This is a genomic window from Phytopseudomonas argentinensis (genome assembly GCF_900113905.1).
In the GTDB taxonomy this organism is placed as follows: Bacteria; Pseudomonadota; Gammaproteobacteria; order Pseudomonadales; family Pseudomonadaceae; genus Aquipseudomonas; species Aquipseudomonas argentinensis.
The window spans coordinates 25574-47107 of sequence record NZ_FORC01000008.1 but is presented as its reverse complement, the minus strand read 5'-3'; the positions used below and the strand labels follow the sequence as shown (position 1 = coordinate 47107).

General features: G+C 59.1%; 33 protein-coding genes. 32 read left to right on the top strand and 1 reads right to left on the bottom strand.

All coding sequences use genetic code 11. The features are described 5' to 3' along the window. The 31 genes from BM154_RS23165 to bfr all read left to right on the top strand — a co-directional run. The coding region (locus BM154_RS23165; RefSeq protein WP_482811884.1) for an EF-Tu C-terminal domain-related protein at positions 1-123 on the top strand (123 nt) is incomplete at its 5' end. 181 nt (positions 124-304) lie between these two features. Continuing rightward, on the top strand, positions 305-616 hold the full coding sequence (gene rpsJ / locus BM154_RS23160) for a 30S ribosomal protein S10 (RefSeq protein ID WP_010486970.1): 312 nt from the start codon (positions 305-307) through the stop codon (positions 614-616). A gap of 82 nt (positions 617-698) precedes the next feature. Next, positions 699-1334 carry a 50S ribosomal protein L3 gene (gene rplC / locus BM154_RS23155; RefSeq protein ID WP_074890153.1) on the top strand — a complete coding sequence of 212 codons (636 nt, stop codon included), beginning with the start codon at positions 699-701 and terminating at the stop codon, positions 1332-1334. Positions 1335-1346: 12 nt separating this feature from the next. Continuing rightward, positions 1347-1949 (top strand): 50S ribosomal protein L4, encoded by a 603-nt coding sequence (gene rplD, locus BM154_RS23150; RefSeq protein WP_074890150.1) that lies wholly within the window; start codon positions 1347-1349, stop codon positions 1947-1949. Further along, a complete protein-coding gene (gene rplW / locus BM154_RS23145) occupies positions 1946-2248 on the top strand; it encodes a 50S ribosomal protein L23 (RefSeq protein WP_013789759.1) in 303 nt (100 codons plus the stop codon). Before rplD ends, rplW begins: the two co-directional genes overlap by 4 nt. A 14-nt stretch (positions 2249-2262) precedes the next feature. Then, positions 2263-3087 carry a 50S ribosomal protein L2 gene (rplB, locus tag BM154_RS23140; RefSeq protein WP_013789760.1) on the top strand — a complete coding sequence of 275 codons (825 nt, stop codon included), beginning with the start codon at positions 2263-2265 and terminating at the stop codon, positions 3085-3087. A gap of 16 nt (positions 3088-3103) precedes the next feature. After that, a complete protein-coding gene (rpsS, locus tag BM154_RS23135) occupies positions 3104-3379 on the top strand; it encodes a 30S ribosomal protein S19 (protein ID WP_013789761.1) in 276 nt (91 codons plus the stop codon). 11 nt (positions 3380-3390) lie between these two features. Then, positions 3391-3723 carry a 50S ribosomal protein L22 gene (gene rplV / locus BM154_RS23130; RefSeq protein ID WP_003103908.1) on the top strand — a complete coding sequence of 111 codons (333 nt, stop codon included), beginning with the start codon at positions 3391-3393 and terminating at the stop codon, positions 3721-3723. 13 nt (positions 3724-3736) lie between these two features. Continuing rightward, positions 3737-4423 carry a 30S ribosomal protein S3 gene (rpsC, locus tag BM154_RS23125; RefSeq protein WP_070882613.1) on the top strand — a complete coding sequence of 229 codons (687 nt, stop codon included), beginning with the start codon at positions 3737-3739 and terminating at the stop codon, positions 4421-4423. Positions 4424-4435: 12 nt separating this feature from the next. Further along, the gene (rplP, locus tag BM154_RS23120) at positions 4436-4849 is read left to right on the top strand and encodes a 50S ribosomal protein L16 (RefSeq protein WP_042552939.1); all 414 of its coding nucleotides are present in this window, start codon (positions 4436-4438) and stop codon (positions 4847-4849) included. Beyond that, on the top strand, positions 4849-5040 hold the full coding sequence (rpmC, locus tag BM154_RS23115; RefSeq protein ID WP_002555481.1) for a 50S ribosomal protein L29: 192 nt from the start codon (positions 4849-4851) through the stop codon (positions 5038-5040). Before rplP ends, rpmC begins: the two co-directional genes overlap by 1 nt. Before the next feature lie 2 nt (positions 5041-5042). Then, positions 5043-5309, top strand: a complete 267-nt coding sequence (gene rpsQ, locus BM154_RS23110; RefSeq protein ID WP_023534981.1) for a 30S ribosomal protein S17 — start codon at positions 5043-5045, stop codon at positions 5307-5309. Between the two features lie 23 nt (positions 5310-5332). Further along, positions 5333-5701 carry a 50S ribosomal protein L14 gene (gene rplN / locus BM154_RS23105; RefSeq protein ID WP_002555479.1) on the top strand — a complete coding sequence of 123 codons (369 nt, stop codon included), beginning with the start codon at positions 5333-5335 and terminating at the stop codon, positions 5699-5701. An 11-nt stretch (positions 5702-5712) separates the two neighbouring features. Continuing rightward, on the top strand, positions 5713-6027 hold the full coding sequence (gene rplX, locus BM154_RS23100) for a 50S ribosomal protein L24 (RefSeq protein WP_042552938.1): 315 nt from the start codon (positions 5713-5715) through the stop codon (positions 6025-6027). 19 nt (positions 6028-6046) lie between these two features. Then, positions 6047-6586: a 50S ribosomal protein L5 gene (rplE, locus tag BM154_RS23095; RefSeq protein ID WP_073267842.1), complete on the top strand. Its 540-nt coding sequence runs from the start codon at positions 6047-6049 to the stop codon at positions 6584-6586. A 13-nt stretch (positions 6587-6599) separates the two neighbouring features. After that, a complete protein-coding gene (gene rpsN, locus BM154_RS23090; protein ID WP_073267844.1) occupies positions 6600-6905 on the top strand; it encodes a 30S ribosomal protein S14 in 306 nt (101 codons plus the stop codon). A gap of 184 nt (positions 6906-7089) precedes the next feature. After that, positions 7090-7482 carry a 30S ribosomal protein S8 gene (gene rpsH / locus BM154_RS23085; RefSeq protein ID WP_073267846.1) on the top strand — a complete coding sequence of 131 codons (393 nt, stop codon included), beginning with the start codon at positions 7090-7092 and terminating at the stop codon, positions 7480-7482. Between the two features lie 12 nt (positions 7483-7494). Continuing rightward, complete coding sequence (rplF, locus tag BM154_RS23080) at positions 7495-8028, top strand: 50S ribosomal protein L6 (protein WP_013789767.1); 534 nt, start codon at positions 7495-7497, stop codon at positions 8026-8028. A gap of 11 nt (positions 8029-8039) precedes the next feature. Next, positions 8040-8390: a 50S ribosomal protein L18 gene (gene rplR, locus BM154_RS23075; RefSeq protein WP_003293038.1), complete on the top strand. Its 351-nt coding sequence runs from the start codon at positions 8040-8042 to the stop codon at positions 8388-8390. A 3-nt stretch (positions 8391-8393) separates the two neighbouring features. Beyond that, on the top strand, positions 8394-8894 hold the full coding sequence (gene rpsE, locus BM154_RS23070) for a 30S ribosomal protein S5 (protein WP_013789768.1): 501 nt from the start codon (positions 8394-8396) through the stop codon (positions 8892-8894). Positions 8895-8896: 2 nt separating this feature from the next. Then, complete coding sequence (rpmD, locus tag BM154_RS23065) at positions 8897-9076, top strand: 50S ribosomal protein L30 (protein ID WP_013789769.1); 180 nt, start codon at positions 8897-8899, stop codon at positions 9074-9076. 3 nt (positions 9077-9079) lie between these two features. Further along, positions 9080-9514: a 50S ribosomal protein L15 gene (gene rplO, locus BM154_RS23060; RefSeq protein ID WP_074890147.1), complete on the top strand. Its 435-nt coding sequence runs from the start codon at positions 9080-9082 to the stop codon at positions 9512-9514. Beyond that, positions 9515-10843 carry a preprotein translocase subunit SecY gene (secY, locus tag BM154_RS23055; RefSeq protein WP_073267849.1) on the top strand — a complete coding sequence of 443 codons (1329 nt, stop codon included), beginning with the start codon at positions 9515-9517 and terminating at the stop codon, positions 10841-10843. A 28-nt stretch (positions 10844-10871) separates the two neighbouring features. Next, a complete protein-coding gene (rpmJ, locus tag BM154_RS23050; RefSeq protein ID WP_002555468.1) occupies positions 10872-10988 on the top strand; it encodes a 50S ribosomal protein L36 in 117 nt (38 codons plus the stop codon). Positions 10989-11119: 131 nt separating this feature from the next. Further along, positions 11120-11476 carry a 30S ribosomal protein S13 gene (gene rpsM, locus BM154_RS23045; protein ID WP_074890145.1) on the top strand — a complete coding sequence of 119 codons (357 nt, stop codon included), beginning with the start codon at positions 11120-11122 and terminating at the stop codon, positions 11474-11476. 30 nt (positions 11477-11506) lie between these two features. Next, positions 11507-11896 (top strand): 30S ribosomal protein S11, encoded by a 390-nt coding sequence (gene rpsK, locus BM154_RS23040; protein ID WP_013789773.1) that lies wholly within the window; start codon positions 11507-11509, stop codon positions 11894-11896. A gap of 17 nt (positions 11897-11913) precedes the next feature. Then, a complete protein-coding gene (gene rpsD, locus BM154_RS23035; RefSeq protein ID WP_013789774.1) occupies positions 11914-12534 on the top strand; it encodes a 30S ribosomal protein S4 in 621 nt (206 codons plus the stop codon). Between the two features lie 22 nt (positions 12535-12556). After that, entirely contained in the window at positions 12557-13558 is a 1002-nt protein-coding gene (locus BM154_RS23030) for a DNA-directed RNA polymerase subunit alpha (protein ID WP_073267855.1), read from the top strand. A 43-nt stretch (positions 13559-13601) separates the two neighbouring features. Further along, positions 13602-13988 carry a 50S ribosomal protein L17 gene (gene rplQ / locus BM154_RS23025; protein WP_042552930.1) on the top strand — a complete coding sequence of 129 codons (387 nt, stop codon included), beginning with the start codon at positions 13602-13604 and terminating at the stop codon, positions 13986-13988. Positions 13989-14160: 172 nt separating this feature from the next. After that, positions 14161-16452, top strand: coding sequence for a catalase/peroxidase HPI (katG, locus tag BM154_RS23020; protein ID WP_074890142.1), 2292 nt, complete (start codon positions 14161-14163; stop codon positions 16450-16452). A 143-nt stretch (positions 16453-16595) separates the two neighbouring features. Then, positions 16596-17060 (top strand): bacterioferritin, encoded by a 465-nt coding sequence (bfr, locus tag BM154_RS23015; protein ID WP_074890139.1) that lies wholly within the window; start codon positions 16596-16598, stop codon positions 17058-17060. Between the two features lie 58 nt (positions 17061-17118). Here the strand turns inward: bfr and uvrA are convergent, their stop codons facing one another. After that, positions 17119-19953, bottom strand: coding sequence for an excinuclease ABC subunit UvrA (gene uvrA / locus BM154_RS23010; protein ID WP_074890130.1), 2835 nt, complete (start codon positions 19951-19953; stop codon positions 17119-17121). 187 nt (positions 19954-20140) lie between these two features. Here uvrA and BM154_RS23005 point away from each other — a divergent pair, with 187 nt between their 5' ends. After that, on the top strand, positions 20141-21529 hold the full coding sequence (locus BM154_RS23005) for an MFS transporter (RefSeq protein ID WP_074890110.1): 1389 nt from the start codon (positions 20141-20143) through the stop codon (positions 21527-21529). Positions 21530-21534: the final 5 nt, after the last annotated feature.

The window sequence follows — 21534 nt, the reverse complement described above, 5'->3', positions numbered from 1 at the left end:
GACAACATCAAAATGGTTGTCACCCTGATCAAGCCGATCGCCATGGAAGACGGCCTGCGCTTCGCAATTCGCGAAGGTGGTCGTACCGTTGGTGCTGGCGTGGTTGCCAAAATCGTCGAGTAATCGATGATTTGATGTAGGAAAAAGCCCCCGCCATGCGGGGGCTTTTTTATGGGCGTTAGTCGGGTTGGTTATTTTCTAACCGGATTGACACCCCATGGGGGCATCTATAGAATCACGCCTCCTTTTAACGGGCGTACTGCGTCTGTTAGAGGGGACTCGCAGCTTGGAATCTGAGGTCAAAATGCAAAACCAACAAATCCGTATACGGTTGAAGGCTTTTGACCATCGCCTGATCGATCAATCAACCCAGGAAATCGTGGAAACCGCGAAACGTACTGGTGCTCAGGTGCGTGGTCCGATTCCTCTGCCAACTCGCAAAGAGCGGTTCACCGTTCTGACTTCGCCACACGTCAACAAAGACGCGCGCGATCAGTTCGAAATCCGCACTCATAAGCGCGTACTGGACATCGTCCAGCCAACGGATAAAACCGTTGATGCACTTATGAAGCTCGATCTTGCGGCTGGCGTGGAAGTGCAGATCAGCCTCGGCTAAAACCTGGCGGTTTTAGTCGTGTAACGCTCTGAAATGGGCGGCCATAGCGGGTGAAAGCCCCGTACACTCATGAGGTTACAACATGACTATTGGTGTAGTCGGTCGTAAGTGCGGCATGACCCGCATTTTCACCGAAGAAGGTGTCTCCATTCCGGTTACGGTCATCGAGATCGAGCCGAATCGCGTCACCCAGTTCAAAACTGAGGACTCCGATGGCTATCGCGCAGTGCAGGTCACTGTCGGTGAGCGTCGCGTTTCTCGTGTCAGCAAGGCTCAGGCCGGTCACTTCGCCAAGGCGAATGTCGCGGCAGGTCGTACCGTCATGGAATTCCGCCTTGAAGAAGGCGACTACCAGGCTGGCGATCTGATCAACGCTGAAATCTTCCAAGCTGGTCAACTGGTCGACGTGACCGGTCAGTCCAAAGGTAAAGGCTTTGCCGGTACCATCAAGCGTTGGAACTTCCGCGGCCAAGACAACACCCACGGTAACTCCGTGTCCCACCGCGTTCCGGGTTCGATTGGCCAGTGCCAGACTCCGGGTCGTGTCTTCAAGGGCAAGAAAATGTCCGGTCACATGGGTGCTGAACGCGTGACTGTGCAGTCCCTGGAAGTAGTGCGCGTGGATGCTGAACGCAACCTGCTGCTGGTCAAGGGTGCCGTTCCTGGCGCTACTGGCGGCAACCTGGTTGTACGTCCGGCTGCCAAGGCTCGCGGTTAAGGGGAAGCTGACATGCAATTAAATGTAAATGGCGCTCAAGCGATCGAAGTGTCCGATGCGACCTTCGGTGGTGATTACAACGAGACCCTGGTTCACCAAGCAGTTGTGGCCTACATGGCCGGCGGCCGTCAAGGCAGCAAGCAACAGAAGACTCGTTCCGACGTATCCGGTGGCGGTAAGCGCCCGTGGCGTCAGAAGGGTACTGGCCGTGCTCGTGCTGGTACCTCTCGTGGTCCGATCTGGCGTGGCGGTGGTGTGACCTTCGCAGCTCGTCCTCAGAATCATGATCAGAAGCTGAACAAGAAGATGTACCGCGCGGCAATCCGCTCGATTCTTGCTGAGCTGGTCCGTAGCGACCGTCTGGTAGTGGTCGAAGACTTCGCTGTCGAAGCTCCGAAAACCAAAGAACTGCTGGGCAAGCTGAATGACATGGGGCTGACTGATGTCCTGATCGTGTCTGATGCTGTTGACCAAAATCTGTACCTGGCTGCTCGCAACCTGCCGCACGTCGACGTTCGTGACGTTCAGGGTTCCGATCCGGTCAGTCTGATCGCGTATGAAAAGGTACTGGTTACCGTTTCTGCCGTGAAGAAATTCGAGGAGCTGCTGGGATGAACCAGGAACGCGTATTCAAAGTGCTGCTTGGCCCGCACATCTCCGAGAAGGCCACGACTCTGGCAGACAAGAAAAGCCAGTTCGTTTTCAAAGTTGCGACTGACGCAACCAAGCTGGAAATCAAGAAGGCCGTCGAAAGCCTGTTCAGCGTGAAGGTTCAGCATGTGACGACTCAGAACGTTCTGGGTAAGAGCAAGCGCACCGCTCGCGGTCTGGGCAAGCGTAACGACTGGAAGAAGGCGATCATCTCCCTTCAGCCAGGCCAGGATCTCGATTTCGCCACCAGCAGTGCTGAGTAAGGAAGGGGTGCATCATGGCAATCGTTAAATGCAAACCGACTTCCGCGGGCCGCCGTTTTGTGGTCAAGGTGGTCAATCAGGAGCTGCACAAAGGCGCTCCTCATGCTCCACTGCTCGAGAAGAAGTCGAAGTCTGGCGGTCGTAACAACAACGGCCGTATCACCACCCGTCATATCGGTGGTGGTCACAAGCAGCATTACCGTCTGGTCGATTTTCGTCGCAACGACAAAGATGGCATCCCTGCCACTGTCGAGCGCGTTGAATATGACCCGAACCGTACCGCGCACATTGCCCTGCTGAAATACGCAGACGGTGAGCGTCGCTACATCATCGCGCCGAAAGGTGTGAGCGCCGGCGATCAGCTGGTTGCAGGTTCGATGGCGCCGATCAAGGCCGGCAACAGCCTGCCGCTGCGTAACATTCCGGTGGGTTCGACCGTTCACGGTATCGAGCTGAAGCCGGGTAAAGGTGCTCAAATCGCTCGTTCCGCTGGTGCTTCGGCTCAGCTGATCGCACGTGAAGGCGTCTACGTCACCCTGCGTCTGCGCAGCGGTGAAATGCGTAAAGTGCTGGCCGAATGCCGCGCGACCCTGGGCGAAGTCTCGAACTCCGAGCACAGTCTGCGTTCGCTGGGTAAAGCTGGTGCCAAACGCTGGCGTGGCGTTCGCCCGACCGTTCGTGGTGTTGCCATGAACCCGGTCGACCACCCACACGGTGGTGGTGAAGGTCGTACCTCTGGTGGTCGTCATCCGGTGTCTCCATGGGGCTTCCCGACTAAGGGCGCGAAGACTCGTGGTAACAAACGCACCGACAACATGATCGTCCGTCGTCGCAAGTAACTAGAGGGATACGACAGTGCCACGTTCTCTGAAAAAAGGTCCTTTCATCGATCTTCACCTACTGAAGAAGGTCGAAGTGGCAGCAGAAAAGAACGATCGCAAGCCGGTGAAAACCTGGTCGCGCCGTTCGATGATTCTGCCGCAGATGGTCGGTCTGACCATCGCCGTGCATAACGGTCGTCAACACGTCCCCGTTCTCGTGAACGAAGACATGGTCGGCCACAAACTGGGCGAGTTCGCCGGTACCCGCACTTATCGTGGGCACGTGGCTGACAAGAAAGCCAAGCGTTAAGGGGTAAGGAAATGGAAGTAGCCGCTAAGTTGTCGGGCGCTCGCATCTCCGCCCAGAAAGCCCGCTTGGTCGCCGACCAGATCCGCGGGAAGAAGGTGGGCGAAGCGCTCAACCTGCTGGCTTTCAGCAGTAAGAAAGCCGCGGAAATCATGAAGAAAGTGCTGGAGTCGGCTGTAGCCAACGCCGAGCACAACGAAGGCGCAGACGTTGATGACCTGAAGGTCAGCACCGTTTTCGTCAACGAGGGGCGTTCGCTGAAGCGAATCATGCCGCGTGCCAAAGGCCGCGCTGATCGCATCGTCAAGCGGTCTTGCCATATCACTGTCAAGGTTGCGGACAAGTAACGGAGTCGATCAGATGGGTCAGAAAGTACATCCCACTGGCATTCGCCTGGGAATCGTCAAGGAACACACCTCCGTCTGGTACGCAGACGGCCGGACTTATGCGGACTACCTGTTCGCTGATCTGAAGGTGCGTGAGTATCTCCTCGACAAACTAAAAAGCGCGTCCGTAAGCCGTGTCGACATCGCTCGCCCGGCCCAAACCGCACGCATCACCATCCACACCGCTCGTCCCGGCATCGTGATCGGCAAGAAAGGTGAAGATGTTGAGAAGCTGCGTCAGGACCTGACCAAGCAAATGGGTGTGCCTGTGCACATCAATATCGAAGAGATCCGCAAGCCGGAGCTCGACGGTATGCTGGTTGCGCAAAGCGTAGCTCAGCAGCTGGAGCGTCGTGTGATGTTCCGTCGCGCCATGAAGCGCGCTGTACAGAACGCCATGCGCATTGGTGCCAAGGGCATCAAAATCCAGGTGAGCGGTCGTCTCGGTGGTGCGGAAATCGCACGTACCGAATGGTATCGCGAAGGTCGTGTGCCGTTGCACACCCTGCGTGCCGATATCGACTATGCCACGTACGAAGCGCACACCACTTACGGTGTGATCGGTGTCAAGGTTTGGATCTTCAAAGGCGAGGTCATCGGTGGCCTCAAAGAAGAACTGAAACCGCAAGCACCTGCGCCTCGTAAAAAAGCTGCTAAGTAAGGGGTACGCCACATGTTGCAACCAAAGCGTACGAAGTTCCGCAAGCAGATGACCGGCCACAACCGTGGTCTGGCTCAGCGCGGTAGCAAAGTCAGCTTCGGCGAGTTCGCGCTGAAGTCTGTTGCCCGCGGTCGTCTCACCGCCCGTCAGATTGAGTCCGCTCGTCGTGCTCTGACTCGTCACGTCAAGCGTGGCGGGAAAATCTGGATTCGCGTATTCCCGGACAAGCCGGTTACCAAGAAGCCTCTCGAAGTGCGGATGGGTAAAGGGAAGGGTAGCGTTGAATATTGGGTAGCCCAGATCCAGCCAGGCAAAGTCCTGTACGAGATCGAAGGCGTTTCCGAAGAGTTGGCGCGTGAGGCTTTCGCCCTGGCTGCTGCAAAGCTGCCGCTCGCCACCACTTTTGTTAAGCGGACGGTGATGTGATGAAAGCGAATGAACTTCGTGAAAAATCAGCACAGCAGCTGAACGAGCAACTGCTCGGCCTGCTGCGCGACCAGTTCAATCTGCGTATGCAGAAAGCAACTGGCCAGTTGGGGCAGTCTCACCTGCTCTCGCAAGTTAAGCGCGACATCGCTCGTGTGAAAACTGTGCTCAACCAGCAGGCAGGTAAGTGATCATGGCTGAAGCCGAAAAAACAGTCCGTACGCTGACCGGCCGTGTTGTCAGCGACAAGATGGACAAGACCATCACCGTATTGATCGAGCGTCGCGTCAAGCACCCGATCTACGGTAAATATGTCAAGCGTTCGACCAAGCTGCACGCGCACGACGAAACCAACCAGTGCAAGATCGGCGACAAAGTTTCGATTACCGAAACCCGTCCGCTGGCCAAGACCAAGTCTTGGGCACTGGTTGAAGTTCTCGAACGCGCAGTGGAAGTCTAAGGGCTAAGGGTCGGAGAAATTATATGATTCAGACTCAATCCATGCTCGATGTGGCCGACAACAGTGGTGCACGCCGCGTCATGTGCATCAAGGTGCTGGGTGGCTCGCATCGCCGCTACGCTGGCATCGGCGACATCATCAAGGTCACCGTCAAGGAAGCAATTCCGCGCGGTAAAGTGAAGAAAGGTCAGGTCATGACCGCAGTGGTCGTTCGTACCCGTCACGGCGTTCGCCGTGCCGATGGTTCGATCATTCGCTTCGACGGCAACGCTGCTGTTCTGCTGAACAACAAGCAAGAGCCGATCGGTACCCGTATCTTCGGGCCAGTGACCCGTGAGCTGCGTACCGAGAAGTTCATGAAGATCGTCTCGCTCGCCCCTGAAGTGCTTTAAGGAGATCCGACATGCAAAAGATTCGTCGTGACGACGAGATCATCGTGATCGCCGGCAAAGACAAAGGTAAGCGCGGTAAGGTGCTCAAGGTTCTCGCTGACGACCGTCTGGTCGTCGGTGGCATCAACCTGGTGAAGCGTCATACCAAGCCGAACCCGATGTCGGGCGTTCAAGGCGGTATCGTCGAGAAAGAAGCGCCACTGCACGCTTCCAACGTTGCCATCTTCAATGGCGAAACCAACAAGGCTGACCGCGTTGGTTTCAAAGTTGAAGACGGCAAGAAAATTCGTGTCTTCAAGTCCACCCAGAAGCCGGTTGGCGCTTGAGAATCATAGGTAAAACACCATGGCACGACTGAAAGAGATTTACCGGAAGGAAATCGCGCCCAAGCTGAAGGAAGAGCTGAAGCTGGGTAACGTGATGGAAGTTCCGCGCATCACCAAGATCACCCTGAACATGGGCCTGGGCGAAGCGATCGGTGACAAGAAGATCATCGAACACGCAGTTGCCGACCTCGAGAAGATCACCGGTCAGAAAGTCGTCGTGACTTATGCCCGCAAGTCGATCGCTGGTTTCAAGGTTCGTGAAGGCTGGCCGATCGGCGTCAAGGTCACTCTGCGTCGCGAGCGTATGTACGAGTTCCTGGATCGTCTGCTGTCCATCTCCCTGCCGCGCGTGCGTGACTTCCGCGGCCTGAATGCCAAGTCCTTCGATGGTCGTGGCAACTACAGCATGGGCGTGAAAGAGCAGATCATCTTCCCGGAAATCGATTACGACAAGATCGATGCGCTGCGTGGTCTGGACATCACTCTGACCACTACTGCCCGTACGGATGATGAAGGTCGCGCACTGCTGCGTGCTTTCAAATTCCCGTTCCGTAACTGATTGGAGTAGGAATATGGCCAAGACGAGCATGAAAAACCGCGAGCTGAAGCGTCAGCAAACGGTTGCCAAGTACGCCAAAAAGCGTGCTGAGCTGAAAGCCATCATCGTAGACCAGAACGCAACTCCAGAAGCACGCTGGGAAGCCAGCGTCGCTCTGCAGAAGCAACCCCGTGATGCCAGCGCCTCGCGCCTGCGCAACCGCTGCCGTATCACCGGCCGCCCGCACGGTGTCTTCCGCAAGTTCGGTCTGTCGCGTATCAAGCTGCGTGAAGCAGCCATGCGCGGTGACGTACCAGGTCTGGTTAAAGCCAGCTGGTAAGCCGATGCGCTAAACGCCGGAGCCTGCTCCGGCGGACAAGCAATATGAATCAAGCCCCTTTTGGGGCTTGATTCATTTTTGATCAGTCTCTAGAATGCCCGGCTCGCCTGAGCCCGGATTTCCGTGAGCGCTGGTGATTCTTAGTCGAAAGGCTAATTCTTTTTGTATCAGGAGCGTCTAGCCCATGAGTATGCAGGACCCGTTAGCGGACATGCTAACTCGTATCCGTAATGCCCAGATGGCTGAAAAGTCCGTCGTAAGCATGCCGTCTTCCACGCTGAAGGTGGCTGTAGCCAAAGTTCTCAAAGACGAAGGTTACATTGCCGGTTATGAAATCAATGGTGAAGCAAAGCCACAGCTGTCCATCGAGCTGAAGTACTTCGAAGGCCGTCCGGTCATCGAGGAAGTCAAGCGCGTCAGCCGTCCTGGCCTTCGTCAGTACAAATCCGTCGATGATCTGCCGAAAGTTCGTGGCGGTCTCGGTGTTTCCATCGTCTCCACCAACAAAGGTGTGATGACGGACCGCGCTGCGCGCGCTGCCGGTGTCGGCGGCGAAGTGCTTTGCACTGTGTTCTAAGGGGGGATAAGCATGTCTCGCGTTGCTAAGAACCCCGTCAAGCTGCCTGCTGGTGTAGAGATCAAACTCGCCGGTCAGCAGCTTTCGGTGAAGGGTGCCAAGGGCACTCTGGAACTGAATGTTCACTCGTCCGTTGAAGTGCTGCAGGAATCCGGTGAGCTGCGTTTCGCTGCTCGCAACGGCGACCAGCAAACTCGTGCGATGGCCGGTACTACCCGTGCCCTGGTTAACAACATGGTCATCGGCGTGAGCCAGGGCTTCGAGCGCAAGCTCCAGCTGATCGGTGTTGGTTACAAGGCGCAGGCCAAGGGTCAGGTGCTGAACCTGGCGTTGGGCTTCTCTCACCCTATCGACTATCAACTGCCGGAAGGCGTTGTGGCCGAAACCCCGAACCAGACCGAGATCCTCATCAAGGGTGTCGACAAGCAGCTGGTTGGTCAGGTTGCTGCGGAGATTCGTGACTTCCGCCGTCCTGAGCCTTACAAGGGCAAAGGTGTTCGTTACGCTGACGAAGTCGTCCGCCGTAAAGAAGCCAAGAAGAAGTAAGGGGCTAGGAAATGACCGACAAAAAAGTTACTCGTCTGCGTCGCGCTCGCAAAGCACGCCTGAAAATGCACGAGCTCGAAGCCGTGCGTCTGTGCGTGTATCGCTCTTCGCAGCACATCTATGCCCAGGTCATCTCGGCCGACGGCAGCAAGGTTCTGGCCAGCGCCTCTACCTTGGACAAAGCACTGCGTGACGGCGCCACCGGCAACGTCGACGCGGCCAAGAAAGTTGGTGAGCTGGTTGCCGAGCGTGCGAAAGCCGCTGGTGTGACTCAGGTTGCATTCGACCGTTCTGGCTTCAAGTACCACGGCCGCGTCAAGGCGCTGGCTGATGCTGCTCGTGAAGGCGGGCTGGAGTTCTAAGTTATGGCAAATAACGACCAAAAGCGCGACGAAGGCTATATCGAGAAGCTGGTTCAAGTGAACCGCGTTGCCAAGACCGTAAAAGGCGGCCGTATCTTCACCTTCACCGCGCTGACCGTGGTAGGTGATGGCAAGGGCCGTGTAGGTTTCGGCCGTGGCAAATCTCGTGAAGTGCCGGCTGCTATCCAGAAGGCTATGGAAGCCGCACGTCGCAACATGATCCAAGTTGATCTGAACGGCACCACCCTGCAGTACGCCATGAAGTCCGCCCACGGCGCTTCGAAGGTTTACATGCAGCCCGCTTCCGAAGGTACCGGCATCATCGCTGGTGGCGCCATGCGTGCCGTCCTGGAAGTAGCTGGTGTTCAGAACGTTCTGGCCAAGTGCTACGGCTCGACCAACCCTGTGAACGTGGTTCATGCCACTTTCAAAGGTCTGAAGGCTATGCAGTCTCCGGATTCGGTTGCAGCCAAGCGTGGCAAGAGTGTCGAGGAGATTCTCTAACCATGGCTAACACCGTCAAAGTGACTCTGATCAAGAGCACCAATGGCCGTCTGGCCAATCATAAAGCCTGCGTCAAGGGCCTCGGCCTGCGTCGCATCAATCATACCGTCGAAGTTCTGGATACTCCGGAAAACCGCGGCATGATCAACAAGGCTTATTACCTTCTCCGTGTGGAGGGTTGATCCATGTACCTGAATGATCTGAGTCCAGCGCCGGGTTCCCGTCGCGAGAAGCATCGTCCGGGCCGTGGTATCGGTAGTGGTTTGGGCAAGACCGGTGGCCGCGGCCACAAGGGTCAGACCTCCCGCTCCGGTGGCACCATTGCTCCGGGTTTCGAAGGCGGCCAGCAGCCTCTGCACCGTCGTCTGCCCAAGTTCGGTTTCGTGTCCTTGAAAGCTATGGATCGCGCAGAAGTGCGTACTTCCGAGCTGAACAAGATCGAAGGCGACGTAGTTACTCTGCAAGCGCTGAAGGATGCCAACCTGGTCAATCAAAACGTACAGCGTGTGAAAGTCATGCTGTCCGGTGAGATTACTCGTGCGGTCACCCTCAAAGGTATCGCCGCCACCAAAGGTGCGCGCGCGGCTATCGAAGCAGCTGGCGGTAAGTTCGAGGAATAAATGGCTAAGCAAGGTGCTCTCTCTGCTCTGGCTGGTGGCGGGTTGTCCGAACTCTGGGCTCGTCTGCGTTTTCTGTTCATGGCGATCATCGTCTATCGAATCGGCGCGCATATCCCAGTTCCCGGTATAAACCCTGACCGTCTGGCCGATCTGTTTCGACAGAATGAGGGGACCATTCTTAGCTTGTTCAACATGTTTTCCGGCGGCGCGCTGGAGCGGATGAGCATCTTCGCACTGGGGATCATGCCGTACATCTCGGCATCGATCATCATGCAGCTGATGACCGCCGTGAGCCCGCAGCTGGAGCAGTTGAAGAAGGAAGGTGAGGCTGGTCGTCGCAAGATCAGTCAATACACCCGCTACGGCACCTTGGTTCTGGCGTTTGTTCAGGCGATCGGCATGTCCGTTGGCCTGGCAAGCCAGGGCGTAGCGTTTTCGGTCGATTTCGGCTTCCACTTCGTTGCAGTCACCACCTTTGTGGCGGGTGCGATGTTCATGATGTGGCTGGGCGAACAGATCACCGAGCGCGGTGTTGGCAACGGTATTTCGATGCTGATTTTTGCGGGCATCGTAGCCGGTCTGCCGTCGGCAATCGGGCAGTCTTTCGAGTCTGCACGCCAGGGCGATATCAACATCTTCGCCCTTATTGCCATCGGTTTGCTGGCAGTAGCGATTATCGGTTTTGTGGTGTTCATTGAGCGTGGCCAGCGTCGTATCGCGGTGCACTACGCCAAGCGTCAGCAGGGCCGCAAGGTCTTCGCTGCGCAGACCAGCCACCTGCCGTTGAAGGTGAACATGGCGGGCGTGATCCCGGCCATTTTCGCCAGCAGCCTTCTGTTGTTCCCGGCCTCGCTGGGTGCCTGGTTTGGTCAGTCCGAAGGTATGGGCTGGCTGCAGGATATTTCACAGGCTATCGCTCCTGGTCAGCCGTTGAACATTTTGCTGTTTAGTGCAGGGATCGTTTTCTTCTGCTTCTTCTACACGGCGCTGATGTTCAACCCGAAAGACGTAGCGGAAAACCTGAAGAAGTCCGGTGCCTTTATTCCGGGTATCCGTCCCGGTGAGCAGTCCGCACGCTATATCGATGGCGTTCTGACCCGCTTGACCATGTTCGGTGCTCTGTACATGACGGCCGTATGCTTGTTGCCCCAGTTCCTGGTGGTGGCGGCCAACGTACCGTTCTACCTTGGCGGGACCTCGTTGCTGATCGTGGTAGTGGTTGTGATGGACTTTATGTCGCAAGTACAATCGCACCTCGTTTCGCACCAGTACGAATCCCTGATGAAGAAAGCCAACCTGAAGGGCTACGGCAGCGGCATGCTCCGCTGAAGTGTCCATAAGGTTCGAGGAGTTGGTGATGAAAGTTCGTGCATCGGTGAAAAAGCTGTGCCGTAACTGCAAAATTATTCGCCGTGAAGGTGTGGTACGGGTAATTTGCAGCGCTGAACCGCGTCACAAGCAGCGCCAAGGCTGAGTGTGATCGAAGCTATAAGCCCGGCAGCTAGTGCGCTGCCGGGTTGATTATTTGTTTCTACAGCGATAATATCTCGCGCCCTATTTCTTGGCTCCCGGGGCGTAGGTAGCTGTCAATTGGAGTTCCACTGAATGGCCCGTATTGCAGGCGTTAACATTCCGGATAACAAGCACGCTGTTATCTCGCTGACCTACATCTTTGGTGTTGGTCGCACTACTGCGCAGAAAATCTGTGCCGCTACCGGTGTCAATCCGGCAGCAAAGATCAAGGATCTCTCTGACGAGCAGATCGAGCAGCTGCGTGGTGAGGTTGCCAAGGTTAATACCGAGGGTGATCTGCGCCGCGAAGTGAACATGAAAATCAAGCGCTTGATGGATCTGGGTTGCTACCGCGGCCTGCGTCATCGTAAAGGTCTGCCGGTTCGCGGTCAGCGCACCAAGACCAACGCACGCACCCGTAAGGGCCCGCGTAAGCCGATCCGCAAGTAATCGCGTTCGCGAATCGACAGGAATTTAGTCATGGCAAAACCTGCTGCTCGTACTCGTAAGAAAGTCAAGAAGACGGTGGTTGATGGCATCGCCCACATCCACGCTTCTTTCAACAACACCATCGTGACCATCACCGATCGTCAAGGTAACGCCCTGTCCTGGGCAACCTCCGGCGGCTCGGGTTTCCGCGGTTCCCGCAAGTCCACCCCGTTCGCTGCCCAGGTGGCTGCCGAGCGTGCTGGTCAAGCTGCGCTGGAATATGGCCTGAAGAACCTCGACGTCAACGTCAAGGGCCCAGGTCCGGGTCGTGAGTCCGCAGTCCGTGCGCTTAACGGTTGCGGTTACAAGATCGCCAGCATCACCGATGTGACGCCCATCCCGCATAACGGGTGCCGTCCTTCGAAGAAGCGTCGCGTGTAATCAGGAGACAGTGAGAAATGGCTCGTTACATTGGTCCCAAATGCAAACTGTCTCGTCGTGAAGGCACTGATCTTTTCCTGAAAAGCGGCGTTCGCGCTCTGGAATCGAAGTGCAACATCGAAGCAGCCCCAGGTATCCACGGTCAGCGCCGTGGCCGTCAGTCCGACTACGGCACCCAGCTGCGTGAGAAGCAAAAAGTTCGTCGTATCTACGGTGTCCTCGAGCGTCAGTTCAGCGGTTACTACAAGCAGGCAGCCAGCCAGAAAGGCGCTACCGGCGAGAACCTCCTGCAACTGCTCGAGTGCCGCCTGGACAACGTCGTTTACCGCATGGGCTTCGGTGCTACCCGCGCTGAATCCCGTCAGCTGGTTTCGCACAAAGCGATCAGCGTGAACGGCAAGACTGTCAACGTACCGTCCTACCAGGTCAAAGCTGGTGACGTGGTTGCAGTTCGCGAGAAGTCGAAGAATCAGCTGCGCATCGTTCAGGCTCTTGAGCTGTGTGCTCAGCGTGGCCGTGTTGAGTGGGTAGATGTAGACACCGAGAAGAAATCCGGCGTGTTCAAAAGCGTTCCGGTTCGTGGTGATCTCTCCGCTGACATCAACGAGAGCCTGATTGTCGAGCTCTACTCCAAGTAAGGGCTAGAAAATAGGTGCATCCATGCAGATTTCGGTAAATGAGTTCCTGACCCCCCGCCATATCGATGTGCAGGTGGTCAGTCAGACCCGCGCCAAGATCACCCTCGAGCCTCTCGAGCGTGGTTTTGGCCATACCCTGGGCAACGCGCTGCGTCGCATCCTGTTGTCCTCCATGCCTGGCTGTGCAGTAGTCGAGGCCGAGATTGACGGTGTACTCCATGAGTACAGCGCCATTGAAGGTGTTCAGGAAGATGTCATTGAAATCCTGCTCAACCTCAAAGGTCTGGCCATCAAACTGCACGGTCGAGACGAAGTTACACTGACTCTGGCGAAGAAGGGCTCTGGCGTCGTAACCGCTGCCGACATTCAGCTGGATCATGATGTTGAAATCGTCAACGGCGACCACGTAATCGCCAACCTGGCCTCCAATGGCGCGCTGAACATGAAGCTCGTGGTAGCTCGTGGTCGCGGCTATGAGCCGGCCGATTCGCGCCAGAGTGATGAAGACGAGAGCCGCAGCATCGGTCGCTTGCAGCTCGACTCTTCCTTCAGCCCGGTGCGTCGCGTGTCTTACGTGGTGGAAAACGCTCGCGTCGAGCAGCGTACCAACCTGGACAAGCTGGTTATCGACCTCGAAACCAACGGTACCCTGGATCCTGAAGAGGCCATCCGTCGTGCTGCAACCATCCTGCAACAGCAGCTGGCTGCATTCGTCGACCTCAAAGGTGACAGCGAGCCTGTGGTAATCGAACAGGAAGACGAGATCGATCCGATCCTGCTCCGTCCGGTTGATGACCTGGAACTGACCGTTCGTTCGGCCAACTGCCTCAAGGCAGAGAACATCTACTACATCGGTGACCTGATCCAGCGCACCGAAGTAGAGCTGCTCAAAACGCCGAACCTGGGCAAGAAATCCCTGACTGAAATCAAGGACGTTCTGGCTTCCCGTGGTCTGTCCCTCGGTATGCGCCTCGACAACTGGCCGCCGGCAAGTCTGAAGAAAGACGACAAGGCGACTGCCTGATCGTCATCATCACCGAACGTGTAGTTTGGTAAGGAATTGAACCATGCGTCATCGTAAAAGTGGCCGTCACCTCAGCCGCACCAGCGCTCACCGCAAGGCCATGTTTCAGAACATGGCGGTATCGCTGTTCGAGCATGAGCTGATCAAAACTACTCTGCCGAAAGCCAAGGAGCTGCGTCGCGTTGCCGAGCCGCTGATCACCCTGGCTAAAGAAGACAGCGTTGCTAACCGTCGTCTGGCTTTCGACCGTACCCGTTCGAAAGCTATCGTTGGCAAGCTGTTCAACGATCTGGGCAAGCGCTACGCCACCCGTCAGGGCGGTTACCTGCGTATCCTCAAGTGCGGTTTCCGCGCTGGCGACAATGCCCCGATGGCTTATGTTGAGCTGGTCGACCGTCCGGTCGGCGGCGCAGTAGAAGCTGCCGAGTAAGGCATCGTTGCAAGAAAAAACCGGGCTCAGGCCCGGTTTTTTTATGCCTGAGTTTTAGTAAAAAACTATCACACTGTAAGTTGTTATTCATTTGTCGCTTCGCTTGTGCTCGTCAATACTCAACGCCAATCCCGCTCAGCCGGGAACGATCAGGCCAGGTAAGGAGAGTGACATGAGTGACAAGACCGAGGGCAAATGCCCCTTCTCGGGGAAAGCCTCTGGGGAAACGCCGAAGCATGCGGCTGGCGGCGGTACCGGCAACCGCGACTGGTGGCCGAACCAGCTACGCGTAGACCTGCTGCACCAGCATTCCTCCAAGTCCAACCCGCTGGGTGAGGACTTCAATTACGCCGAAGCCTTCAGCTCGCTGGACTACGAAGCCCTGAAGAAAGACCTGCGCGCGCTGATGACCGATTCACAGGACTGGTGGCCCGCCGACTTCGGCCACTACGGCCCGCAGTTCATCCGTATGGCCTGGCACGCGGCCGGCACCTACCGCACCGGCGACGGCCGTGGCGGTGCTGGCCGTGGCCAGCAACGCTTCGCGCCCCTCAACAGCTGGCCGGACAACGTCAACATCGACAAGTCCCGGCGCCTGCTGTGGCCGATCAAACAGAAGTATGGACAGAAGATCTCCTGGGCCGACCTGATGGTGCTGACCGGCAACGTTGCCCTGGAGACCATGGGCTTCCGTACCTTTGGTTTTGCCGGTGGGCGTGAGGATACCTGGGAGCCGGATCAGGACGTTTACTGGGGCACCGAGAAGACCTGGCTGGGTGGTGATGAGCGCTACGGCAAGGGCGCTGCCGGCCGCGAAGACGACCAGGGCGTGCTGGTGGCCGATGCCGACCTGCACGGTCAGGAGCAGGACCGCACCGACAGCCAGGGTCGCAACCTGGAGAACCCGCTCGCCGCCGTGCAGATGGGCCTGATCTACGTCAACCCGGAAGGTCCGGAAGGCAACCCCGATCCGCTGGCGGCCGCCCACGACATCCGCGAGACCTTCGCGCGCATGGCCATGAACGACGAGGAAACCGTGGCGCTGATCGCCGGCGGCCACACCTTTGGCAAGACCCATGGTGCCGGCCCGGCCGATCACGTTGGCGCCGAACCCGAAGCCGCTGGCCTGGAAGAGCAGGGCCTGGGCTGGAGCAGTTCGTTCGGCAGCGGCAAGGCCGGCGATGCCATCACCAGTGGCCTGGAAGTGACCTGGACGACCACGCCTGCGCAGTGGAGCAACAACTTCTTCGAGAACCTGTTCAAGTTCGAATGGGAACTGACCAAGAGCCCGGCAGGTGCCCATCAGTGGGTGGCCAAGGACGCCGAAGCGATCATCCCCGATGCCCATGATCCGTCGAAGAAACGCCTGCCGACCATGTTGACCACCGACCTGTCGCTGCGCGTCGATCCGGCCTACGAGAAGATTTCCCGGCGCTTCCTGGATAACCCGCAGGCCTTCGCCGAAGCCTTCGCCCGTGCCTGGTTCAAGCTGACCCACCGTGACCTTGGGCCGAAGTCGCGCTACCTGGGCCCGGAAGTGCCGAAGGAAGAGCTGCTCTGGCAAGACCCGCTGCCGGCGGTGCATCACCCGCTGATCGAAGACGCGGATGTGGCGGCCCTCAACGCCCAGGTGCTGGCCTCCGGCTTGTCGGTGGCCGAGCTGGTCGGCACCGCCTGGGCTTCGGCTTCGACCTTCCGCGGCTCCGACAAGCGTGGTGGTGCCAACGGCGCGCGTATTCGCCTGGCGCCGCAAAAGGACTGGGCGGCCAACCAGCCCGAGCAACTGGCCAGGGTGCTGGCAACGCTCGAAGGCATTCGCGCTGAGTTCAACCGTACCGCCACCGGTGGCAAGCAGGTCAGTCTGGCCGACCTGATCGTACTGGCGGGTAATGCCGGTATCGAGCAGGCCGCCAGCAACGCCGGTCATGCCGTGAAGGTGCCGTTCTCGGCAGGGCGTGCAGATGCCTCCCAGGCGCAGACCGATGTGGAGTCCTTCGCCGTGCTCGAGCCGATCGCCGATGGCTTCCGCAACTACCTCAAGGGCCGCTACAGCGTGCCGGCCGAGGCGCTGCTGATCGACAAGGCGCAGTTGCTGACCCTGACCGCTCCGGAGCTGACGGTACTGGTCGGTGGCCTGCGGGCGATCAACATCAATGTGGGTGGTACCAGCCACGGTGTGCTTACCGAGCGTCCTGGTGCGCTGACCAACGACTTCTTTGTCAACCTGCTCGACATGGGCACGGCCTGGAAGTCCGCGGCTGGTGACAGCAACCTGTTCGAGGGGCGTGATCGCAAGACCGGCCAGCTGAAGTGGACCGGCACCCGGGTCGACCTGGTATTTGGCTCCAATGCCATCCTGCGCGCCCAGGCCGAGGTCTACGCCAGCGCCGATGCGCGCTTTATCGAGGACTTCGTGGCCGCCTGGACCAAGGTCATGAACCTCGACCGCTTCGATCTCGCCTGACTCATGGCCGGGCACTTGCGCCCGGACCGCTGAGCTGCTGTAGCCGACGCCTCCTTATGGGGGCGTTGTGCTTTTTACTTGACCCGGGCCGGTGATGGGTCGAGCATTCACCCATTCCATTCGCTGCACCAAGGATTCCGCGCATGAAGGGCCATATCGAAGTCATCGACTACCTCAAGACCCTGCTCAAGGGGGAGCTGGCCGCGCGCGATCAGTACTTCATCCACTCGCGTCAGTACGAGGACTGGGGCTTCAGCAAGCTCTACGAGCGGATCAATCACGAGATGGAGGAGGAGACCCAGCACGCCGATGCGCTGCTCAAGCGCATTCTCTTTCTTGAAGGCGTACCGGACATGGTGCCGGATGCCTTCACCTTCGGACAGACCGTGCCGGATGCGCTGAAGCTGGATCTGGCCCTCGAGTACCAGGTGCGTGCCGCGCTGAGCAAAGGCATCGAGCTGTGCGAACGCCACCAGGATTACCAGACCCGTGACATCCTGCTCCTGCAGCTCAAGGACACCGAGGAAGACCATGCCTATTGGCTGGAAATCCAGCTGCAGTTGATCGCCAAGCTGGGCCTGGAGAAGTACCTGCAAAGCCAGATGTAAGAACGGCAGCAAAAAGAAAGCCCCGCATCTGCGGGGCTTTTTCGTATCGGGCCAATGATCAGGCGCGATCACGCTCGAGCAACGGCTTGAGAAAGTGCCCGGTGTGGGACTGCGGCATCTCGGCGACTTCTTCCGGGGTGCCCACGGCGATGATCTGCCCGCCTTTGGAGCCGCCTTCCGGGCCGAGGTCCACCAGCCAGTCGGCGGTCTTGATCACGTCAAGGTTGTGCTCGATCACCACCACGGTGTTGCCGTGGTCGCGCAGGCGGTGCAGCACGTCGAGCAATTGCTGGATATCCGCGAAGTGCAAGCCGGTGGTCGGCTCGTCGAGGATGTACAGGGTCTTGCCGGTATCGCGCTTGCTCAGCTCGCGCGACAGCTTGACCCGCTGCGCTTCACCGCCGGACAGGGTGGTCGCCGACTGGCCGAGCTTGATGTAGGAAAGACCGACGTCCATCAGCGTCTGCAGCTTGCGCGCCAGCGCCGGCACGGCATCGAAGAACGCCCGGGCGTCCTCGATGGTCATCTCCAGCACTTCGTGGATGCTCTTGCCCTTGTACTTGATCTCCAGGGTTTCGCGGTTGTAGCGCTTGCTCTTGCACACGTCGCAGGGCACGTAGATGTCCGGCAGGAAGTGCATCTCCACCTTGATCAGGCCGTCACCCTGGCACGCCTCGCAGCGCCCGCCCTTGACGTTGAAGGAGAAGCGGCCCGGGCCATAACCGCGCGAGCGCGACTCGGGCACCCCGGCGAACAGCTCGCGAATCGGCGTGAACAGCCCGGTGTAGGTCGCCGGATTGGAGCGCGGCGTGCGGCCGATCGGACTCTGGTCGATATCCACCACCTTGTCCAGATGCTGCAGGCCGTCGATGCTGTCGTGGGCCGCCGCTTCCAGGGTGGTGGCGCCGTTCAGGGCGGTGGCGCTGAGCGGGAACAGCGTGTTGTTGATCAGCGTCGACTTGCCCGAACCCGAGACCCCGGTGACGCAGGTCAGCAGGCCGATGGGGATCTCCAGGTTGACGTTCTGCAGGTTGTTGCCGCGGGCGCCCTTGATCTTCAGCGACAGCTTCTTGTTGCGCGGCGTACGCTTGGCCGGCACGACGATCTTGGTGCGCCCGGACAGGTACTTGCCGGTCACCGAATCCGGGTGCGCCATGACTTCTTCGGCGGTGCCTTCGGCGACGATCTGCCCGCCGTGCACGCCAGCGCCCGGGCCGATATCGACCACATAGTCGGCCATGCGAATGGCGTCCTCGTCGTGCTCGACCACGATCACCGTGTTGCCGATGTCGCGCAGGTGGCGCAGGGTGCCGAGCAGGCGCTCGTTGTCACGCTGGTGCAGGCCGATGGAAGGCTCGTCGAGAATGTACATGACGCCCACCAGGCCGGCGCCGATCTGGCTGGCCAGGCGGATACGCTGGGCTTCACCGCCGGACAGGGTGTCGGCGCTGCGATCCAGGGTCAGGTAATCGAGACCGACGTTGACCAGGAACTGCAGGCGTTCGCAGATCTCCTTGAGAATCTTGCTGGCGATCTCGCCACGCCGGCCGTCTAGGGTCAGGTCGCCGAAATAATCGCTGGCTGCGCCGATCGGCATGCCGGTCACTGCCGGCAGGGTCTTCTCGCCGACCCAGACGTGACGCGCCTCGCGGCGCAGCCGGGTGCCGCGGCAATCGGGGCAGGGCTGGGTGCTGAGATACTTGGCCAGCTCCTCGCGCACGCTGGTCGATTCGGTCTCGCGGTAGCGCCGCTCGAGGTTGGGCACTATGCCTTCGAACGGGTGCGAGCGCTTGACGATATCGCCGCGGTCGTTGAGGTACTTGAAGTCGACATTCTGCGAACCGCTGCCGTCGAGAATGACTTTCTGGTGCTCGCTGTCGAGTTCAGCGAAGGGTTTGTCCAGGCTGAAGCGGTAATGCCCGGCCAGTGAGCCGAGCATCTGGAAATAATAGACGTTGCGCCGGTCCCAACCGCGAATGGCGCCCTCGGCCAGGGTCAGCTCACCGTTGACCAGGCGCTTGGCATCGAAGAACTGCTTCACGCCCAGGCCGTCGCAGGTCGGGCAGGCACCCGCCGGGTTGTTGAAGGAAAACAGCTTGGGCTCCAGCTCGCTGATCGAATGACCGCAGACCGGGCAGGCGAAACGCGCGGAGAAAATGATCTCTTCGCCTTCTTCGCCCTCCATGGGTGCGATCAGGGCCAGGCCGTCGGCCAGCTTGAGCGCCGTCTCGAAGGATTCGGCCAGGCGCTGCTGCAGGTCGCCACGGGCCTTGAAGCGGTCCACCACGGCATCGATGCTGTGCTTCTTCTGCTTGTCCAGCTTGGGCAGCTCGTCGAGCTCGTAGAGCTTGCCGTTGACCCGCACGCGCACGAAGCCCTGGGCGCGCAGCTCGTCGAATACGGCAAGGTGTTCACCCTTGCGCTCGCGAACGATCGGCGCGAGCAGCATCAGCTTGCTGCCTTCGGGCATGGCCAGCACCTGGTCGACCATCTGGCTGACCGTCTGCGCCTCCAGCGGCAGGTCGTGATCCGGGCAGCGCGGGGTACCGGCACGGGCGTAGAGCAGGCGCAGGTAGTCGTAGATCTCGGTGATGGTGCCGACCGTCGAGCGCGGGTTGTGCGAGGTGGACTTCTGCTCGATGGAAATGGCCGGCGACAGGCCTTCGATAGTGTCGACATCGGGTTTTTCCATCATCGACAGGAACTGCCGGGCATAGGCCGACAGCGATTCCACATAGCGACGCTGACCTTCGGCGTACAGGGTGTCGAAGGCCAGGGACGACTTGCCGGAGCCGGACAGGCCGGTGATCACGATCAGCTTGTCGCGTGGCAGGGTCAGGTCGATATTCTTCAGGTTGTGGGTACGGGCCCCACGAATCAGGATCTTGTCCAAAAGGAACCTCTAAGCTGACTGGGTTATCGTCGCTGTCTGTGCAGGAGGCCCTTGCTACAGCCTCGCCTGGCGGGCGGATAAACCGCCGAGTATACGGGCGGCAACAGTTGTGCGGCAAAGCGCCGCTGCTGTGCCAGTAGGGTTTCGACTGGTAGAATCGCCGGCTTGTTTCAACAGGTTATCGACGATGGGCGATTCGCACAGCGAACGCATGAGTGGCGCGGAAACTCGTGCAGCCGGTGGGCTGGCATTGGTGTTCGCATTCCGCATGCTGGGCATGTTCATGGTGCTGCCGGTATTGGCTACCTATGGGCAGGAGCTCGCCGGTTCAACCCCGGCCCTGATCGGTCTGGCGATCGGTGCCTACGGTCTGACCCAGGCCTTTCTGCAGATTCCCTTCGGGGTGATCTCCGACCGTATCGGTCGGCGGCCGGTGATCTACTTCGGCCTGGTGATCTTCGCGGCCGGCAGTTTGCTGGCGGCCAATGCCGATTCCATCTGGGGGGTGATCGCCGGGCGCGTGCTGCAAGGTGCCGGGGCGATTTCCGCGGCGGTGATGGCGCTGCTCTCCGACTTGACCCGCGAGCAGCATCGTACCAAGGCCATGGCCATGATCGGCATGAGCATCGGCTTGTCGTTCGCCGTGGCCATGGTGGTCGGCCCCTTGCTGACCCGCGCTTTTGGCCTGTCCGGGCTGTTCCTGGCCACCGGCGTCATGGCGCTGCTGGGTATCGTGATTGTCGCCGGCCTGGTGCCCTCCAGTGCCGGCCCGCTGCAACACCGCGAGTCGGGTGTGGCCAGGCAGGCATTGTGGCCAACCCTGACCCACCCGGATCTGTTGCGCCTGGACTTCGCCATCTTCGCCCTGCACGCCATTCTCATGGCCAGCTTCATCGCCTTGCCGCTGGCCCTGGTGGAGCAGGGCGGCCTGCCCAAGGAGCAGCATTGGTGGGTGTATCTCACCGCGCTGCTGGGCGGCTTCTTCCTGATGGTGCCGTTCATCATCTATGGCGAGAAAAAACGCCAGATGCGCCGCGTGCTGATTGGCTCGGTGATGGTGCTGCTCGGCTGCGAGCTGTTCTTCTGGGCGTTCGGCCATGGCCTGCGCAACCTGGTGCTGGGCATCGTGGTGTTCTTCACCGCGTTCAACCTGCTGGAGGCCTCGCTACCCTCGCTGATCAGCAAGGTGGCGCCCGCCGGCGGCAAGGGCACGGCGATGGGCGTCTATTCGACCAGCCAGTTCCTCGGCTCAGCCCTGGGCGGCATCCTTGGCGGCTGGCTGTACCAGCACTACGGGCTGGCAGGCGTGTTCGGCGGCTGCGCACTGTTGACGGTTCTCTGGCTGGCCTTTGCTGTTACTATGCGCGAACCGCCGTATGTGACCAGCCTGCGGTTGCCGCTCTCCGGTGCGGCGTTGCAGGAAGTGGGGCTGGCCGAGCGAATTCAGGCTACGCCAGGCGTGGCTGATGCCGTCGTGGTGGTCGAAGAGGCCGCCATCTATGTGAAAGTGGATACCCAACAATTGGATCGCACGTCGCTGCAGCGCTTGATCGAAGCGGCGCCAGTGACGTGCTGAAAGTA

Coding starts and splice junctions, on each gene's coding strand:
- rpsJ (WP_010486970.1), top strand. CDS start 305: ATGCAAAACCAACAAATCCGTATACGGTTGAAGGCTTTTGACCATCGC.
- rplC (WP_074890153.1), top strand. CDS start 699: ATGACTATTGGTGTAGTCGGTCGTAAGTGCGGCATGACCCGCATTTTC.
- rplD (WP_074890150.1), top strand. CDS start 1,347: ATGCAATTAAATGTAAATGGCGCTCAAGCGATCGAAGTGTCCGATGCG.
- rplW (WP_013789759.1), top strand. CDS start 1,946: ATGAACCAGGAACGCGTATTCAAAGTGCTGCTTGGCCCGCACATCTCC.
- rplB (WP_013789760.1), top strand. CDS start 2,263: ATGGCAATCGTTAAATGCAAACCGACTTCCGCGGGCCGCCGTTTTGTG.
- rplV (WP_003103908.1), top strand. CDS start 3,391: ATGGAAGTAGCCGCTAAGTTGTCGGGCGCTCGCATCTCCGCCCAGAAA.
- rpsC (WP_070882613.1), top strand. CDS start 3,737: ATGGGTCAGAAAGTACATCCCACTGGCATTCGCCTGGGAATCGTCAAG.
- rplP (WP_042552939.1), top strand. CDS start 4,436: ATGTTGCAACCAAAGCGTACGAAGTTCCGCAAGCAGATGACCGGCCAC.
- rpmC (WP_002555481.1), top strand. CDS start 4,849: ATGAAAGCGAATGAACTTCGTGAAAAATCAGCACAGCAGCTGAACGAG.
- rpsQ (WP_023534981.1), top strand. CDS start 5,043: ATGGCTGAAGCCGAAAAAACAGTCCGTACGCTGACCGGCCGTGTTGTC.
- rplN (WP_002555479.1), top strand. CDS start 5,333: ATGATTCAGACTCAATCCATGCTCGATGTGGCCGACAACAGTGGTGCA.
- rplX (WP_042552938.1), top strand. CDS start 5,713: ATGCAAAAGATTCGTCGTGACGACGAGATCATCGTGATCGCCGGCAAA.
- rplE (WP_073267842.1), top strand. CDS start 6,047: ATGGCACGACTGAAAGAGATTTACCGGAAGGAAATCGCGCCCAAGCTG.
- rpsN (WP_073267844.1), top strand. CDS start 6,600: ATGGCCAAGACGAGCATGAAAAACCGCGAGCTGAAGCGTCAGCAAACG.
- rpsH (WP_073267846.1), top strand. CDS start 7,090: ATGAGTATGCAGGACCCGTTAGCGGACATGCTAACTCGTATCCGTAAT.
- rplF (WP_013789767.1), top strand. CDS start 7,495: ATGTCTCGCGTTGCTAAGAACCCCGTCAAGCTGCCTGCTGGTGTAGAG.
- rplR (WP_003293038.1), top strand. CDS start 8,040: ATGACCGACAAAAAAGTTACTCGTCTGCGTCGCGCTCGCAAAGCACGC.
- rpsE (WP_013789768.1), top strand. CDS start 8,394: ATGGCAAATAACGACCAAAAGCGCGACGAAGGCTATATCGAGAAGCTG.
- rpmD (WP_013789769.1), top strand. CDS start 8,897: ATGGCTAACACCGTCAAAGTGACTCTGATCAAGAGCACCAATGGCCGT.
- rplO (WP_074890147.1), top strand. CDS start 9,080: ATGTACCTGAATGATCTGAGTCCAGCGCCGGGTTCCCGTCGCGAGAAG.
- secY (WP_073267849.1), top strand. CDS start 9,515: ATGGCTAAGCAAGGTGCTCTCTCTGCTCTGGCTGGTGGCGGGTTGTCC.
- rpmJ (WP_002555468.1), top strand. CDS start 10,872: ATGAAAGTTCGTGCATCGGTGAAAAAGCTGTGCCGTAACTGCAAAATT.
- rpsM (WP_074890145.1), top strand. CDS start 11,120: ATGGCCCGTATTGCAGGCGTTAACATTCCGGATAACAAGCACGCTGTT.
- rpsK (WP_013789773.1), top strand. CDS start 11,507: ATGGCAAAACCTGCTGCTCGTACTCGTAAGAAAGTCAAGAAGACGGTG.
- rpsD (WP_013789774.1), top strand. CDS start 11,914: ATGGCTCGTTACATTGGTCCCAAATGCAAACTGTCTCGTCGTGAAGGC.
- BM154_RS23030 (WP_073267855.1), top strand. CDS start 12,557: ATGCAGATTTCGGTAAATGAGTTCCTGACCCCCCGCCATATCGATGTG.
- rplQ (WP_042552930.1), top strand. CDS start 13,602: ATGCGTCATCGTAAAAGTGGCCGTCACCTCAGCCGCACCAGCGCTCAC.
- katG (WP_074890142.1), top strand. CDS start 14,161: ATGAGTGACAAGACCGAGGGCAAATGCCCCTTCTCGGGGAAAGCCTCT.
- bfr (WP_074890139.1), top strand. CDS start 16,596: ATGAAGGGCCATATCGAAGTCATCGACTACCTCAAGACCCTGCTCAAG.
- BM154_RS23005 (WP_074890110.1), top strand. CDS start 20,141: ATGGGCGATTCGCACAGCGAACGCATGAGTGGCGCGGAAACTCGTGCA.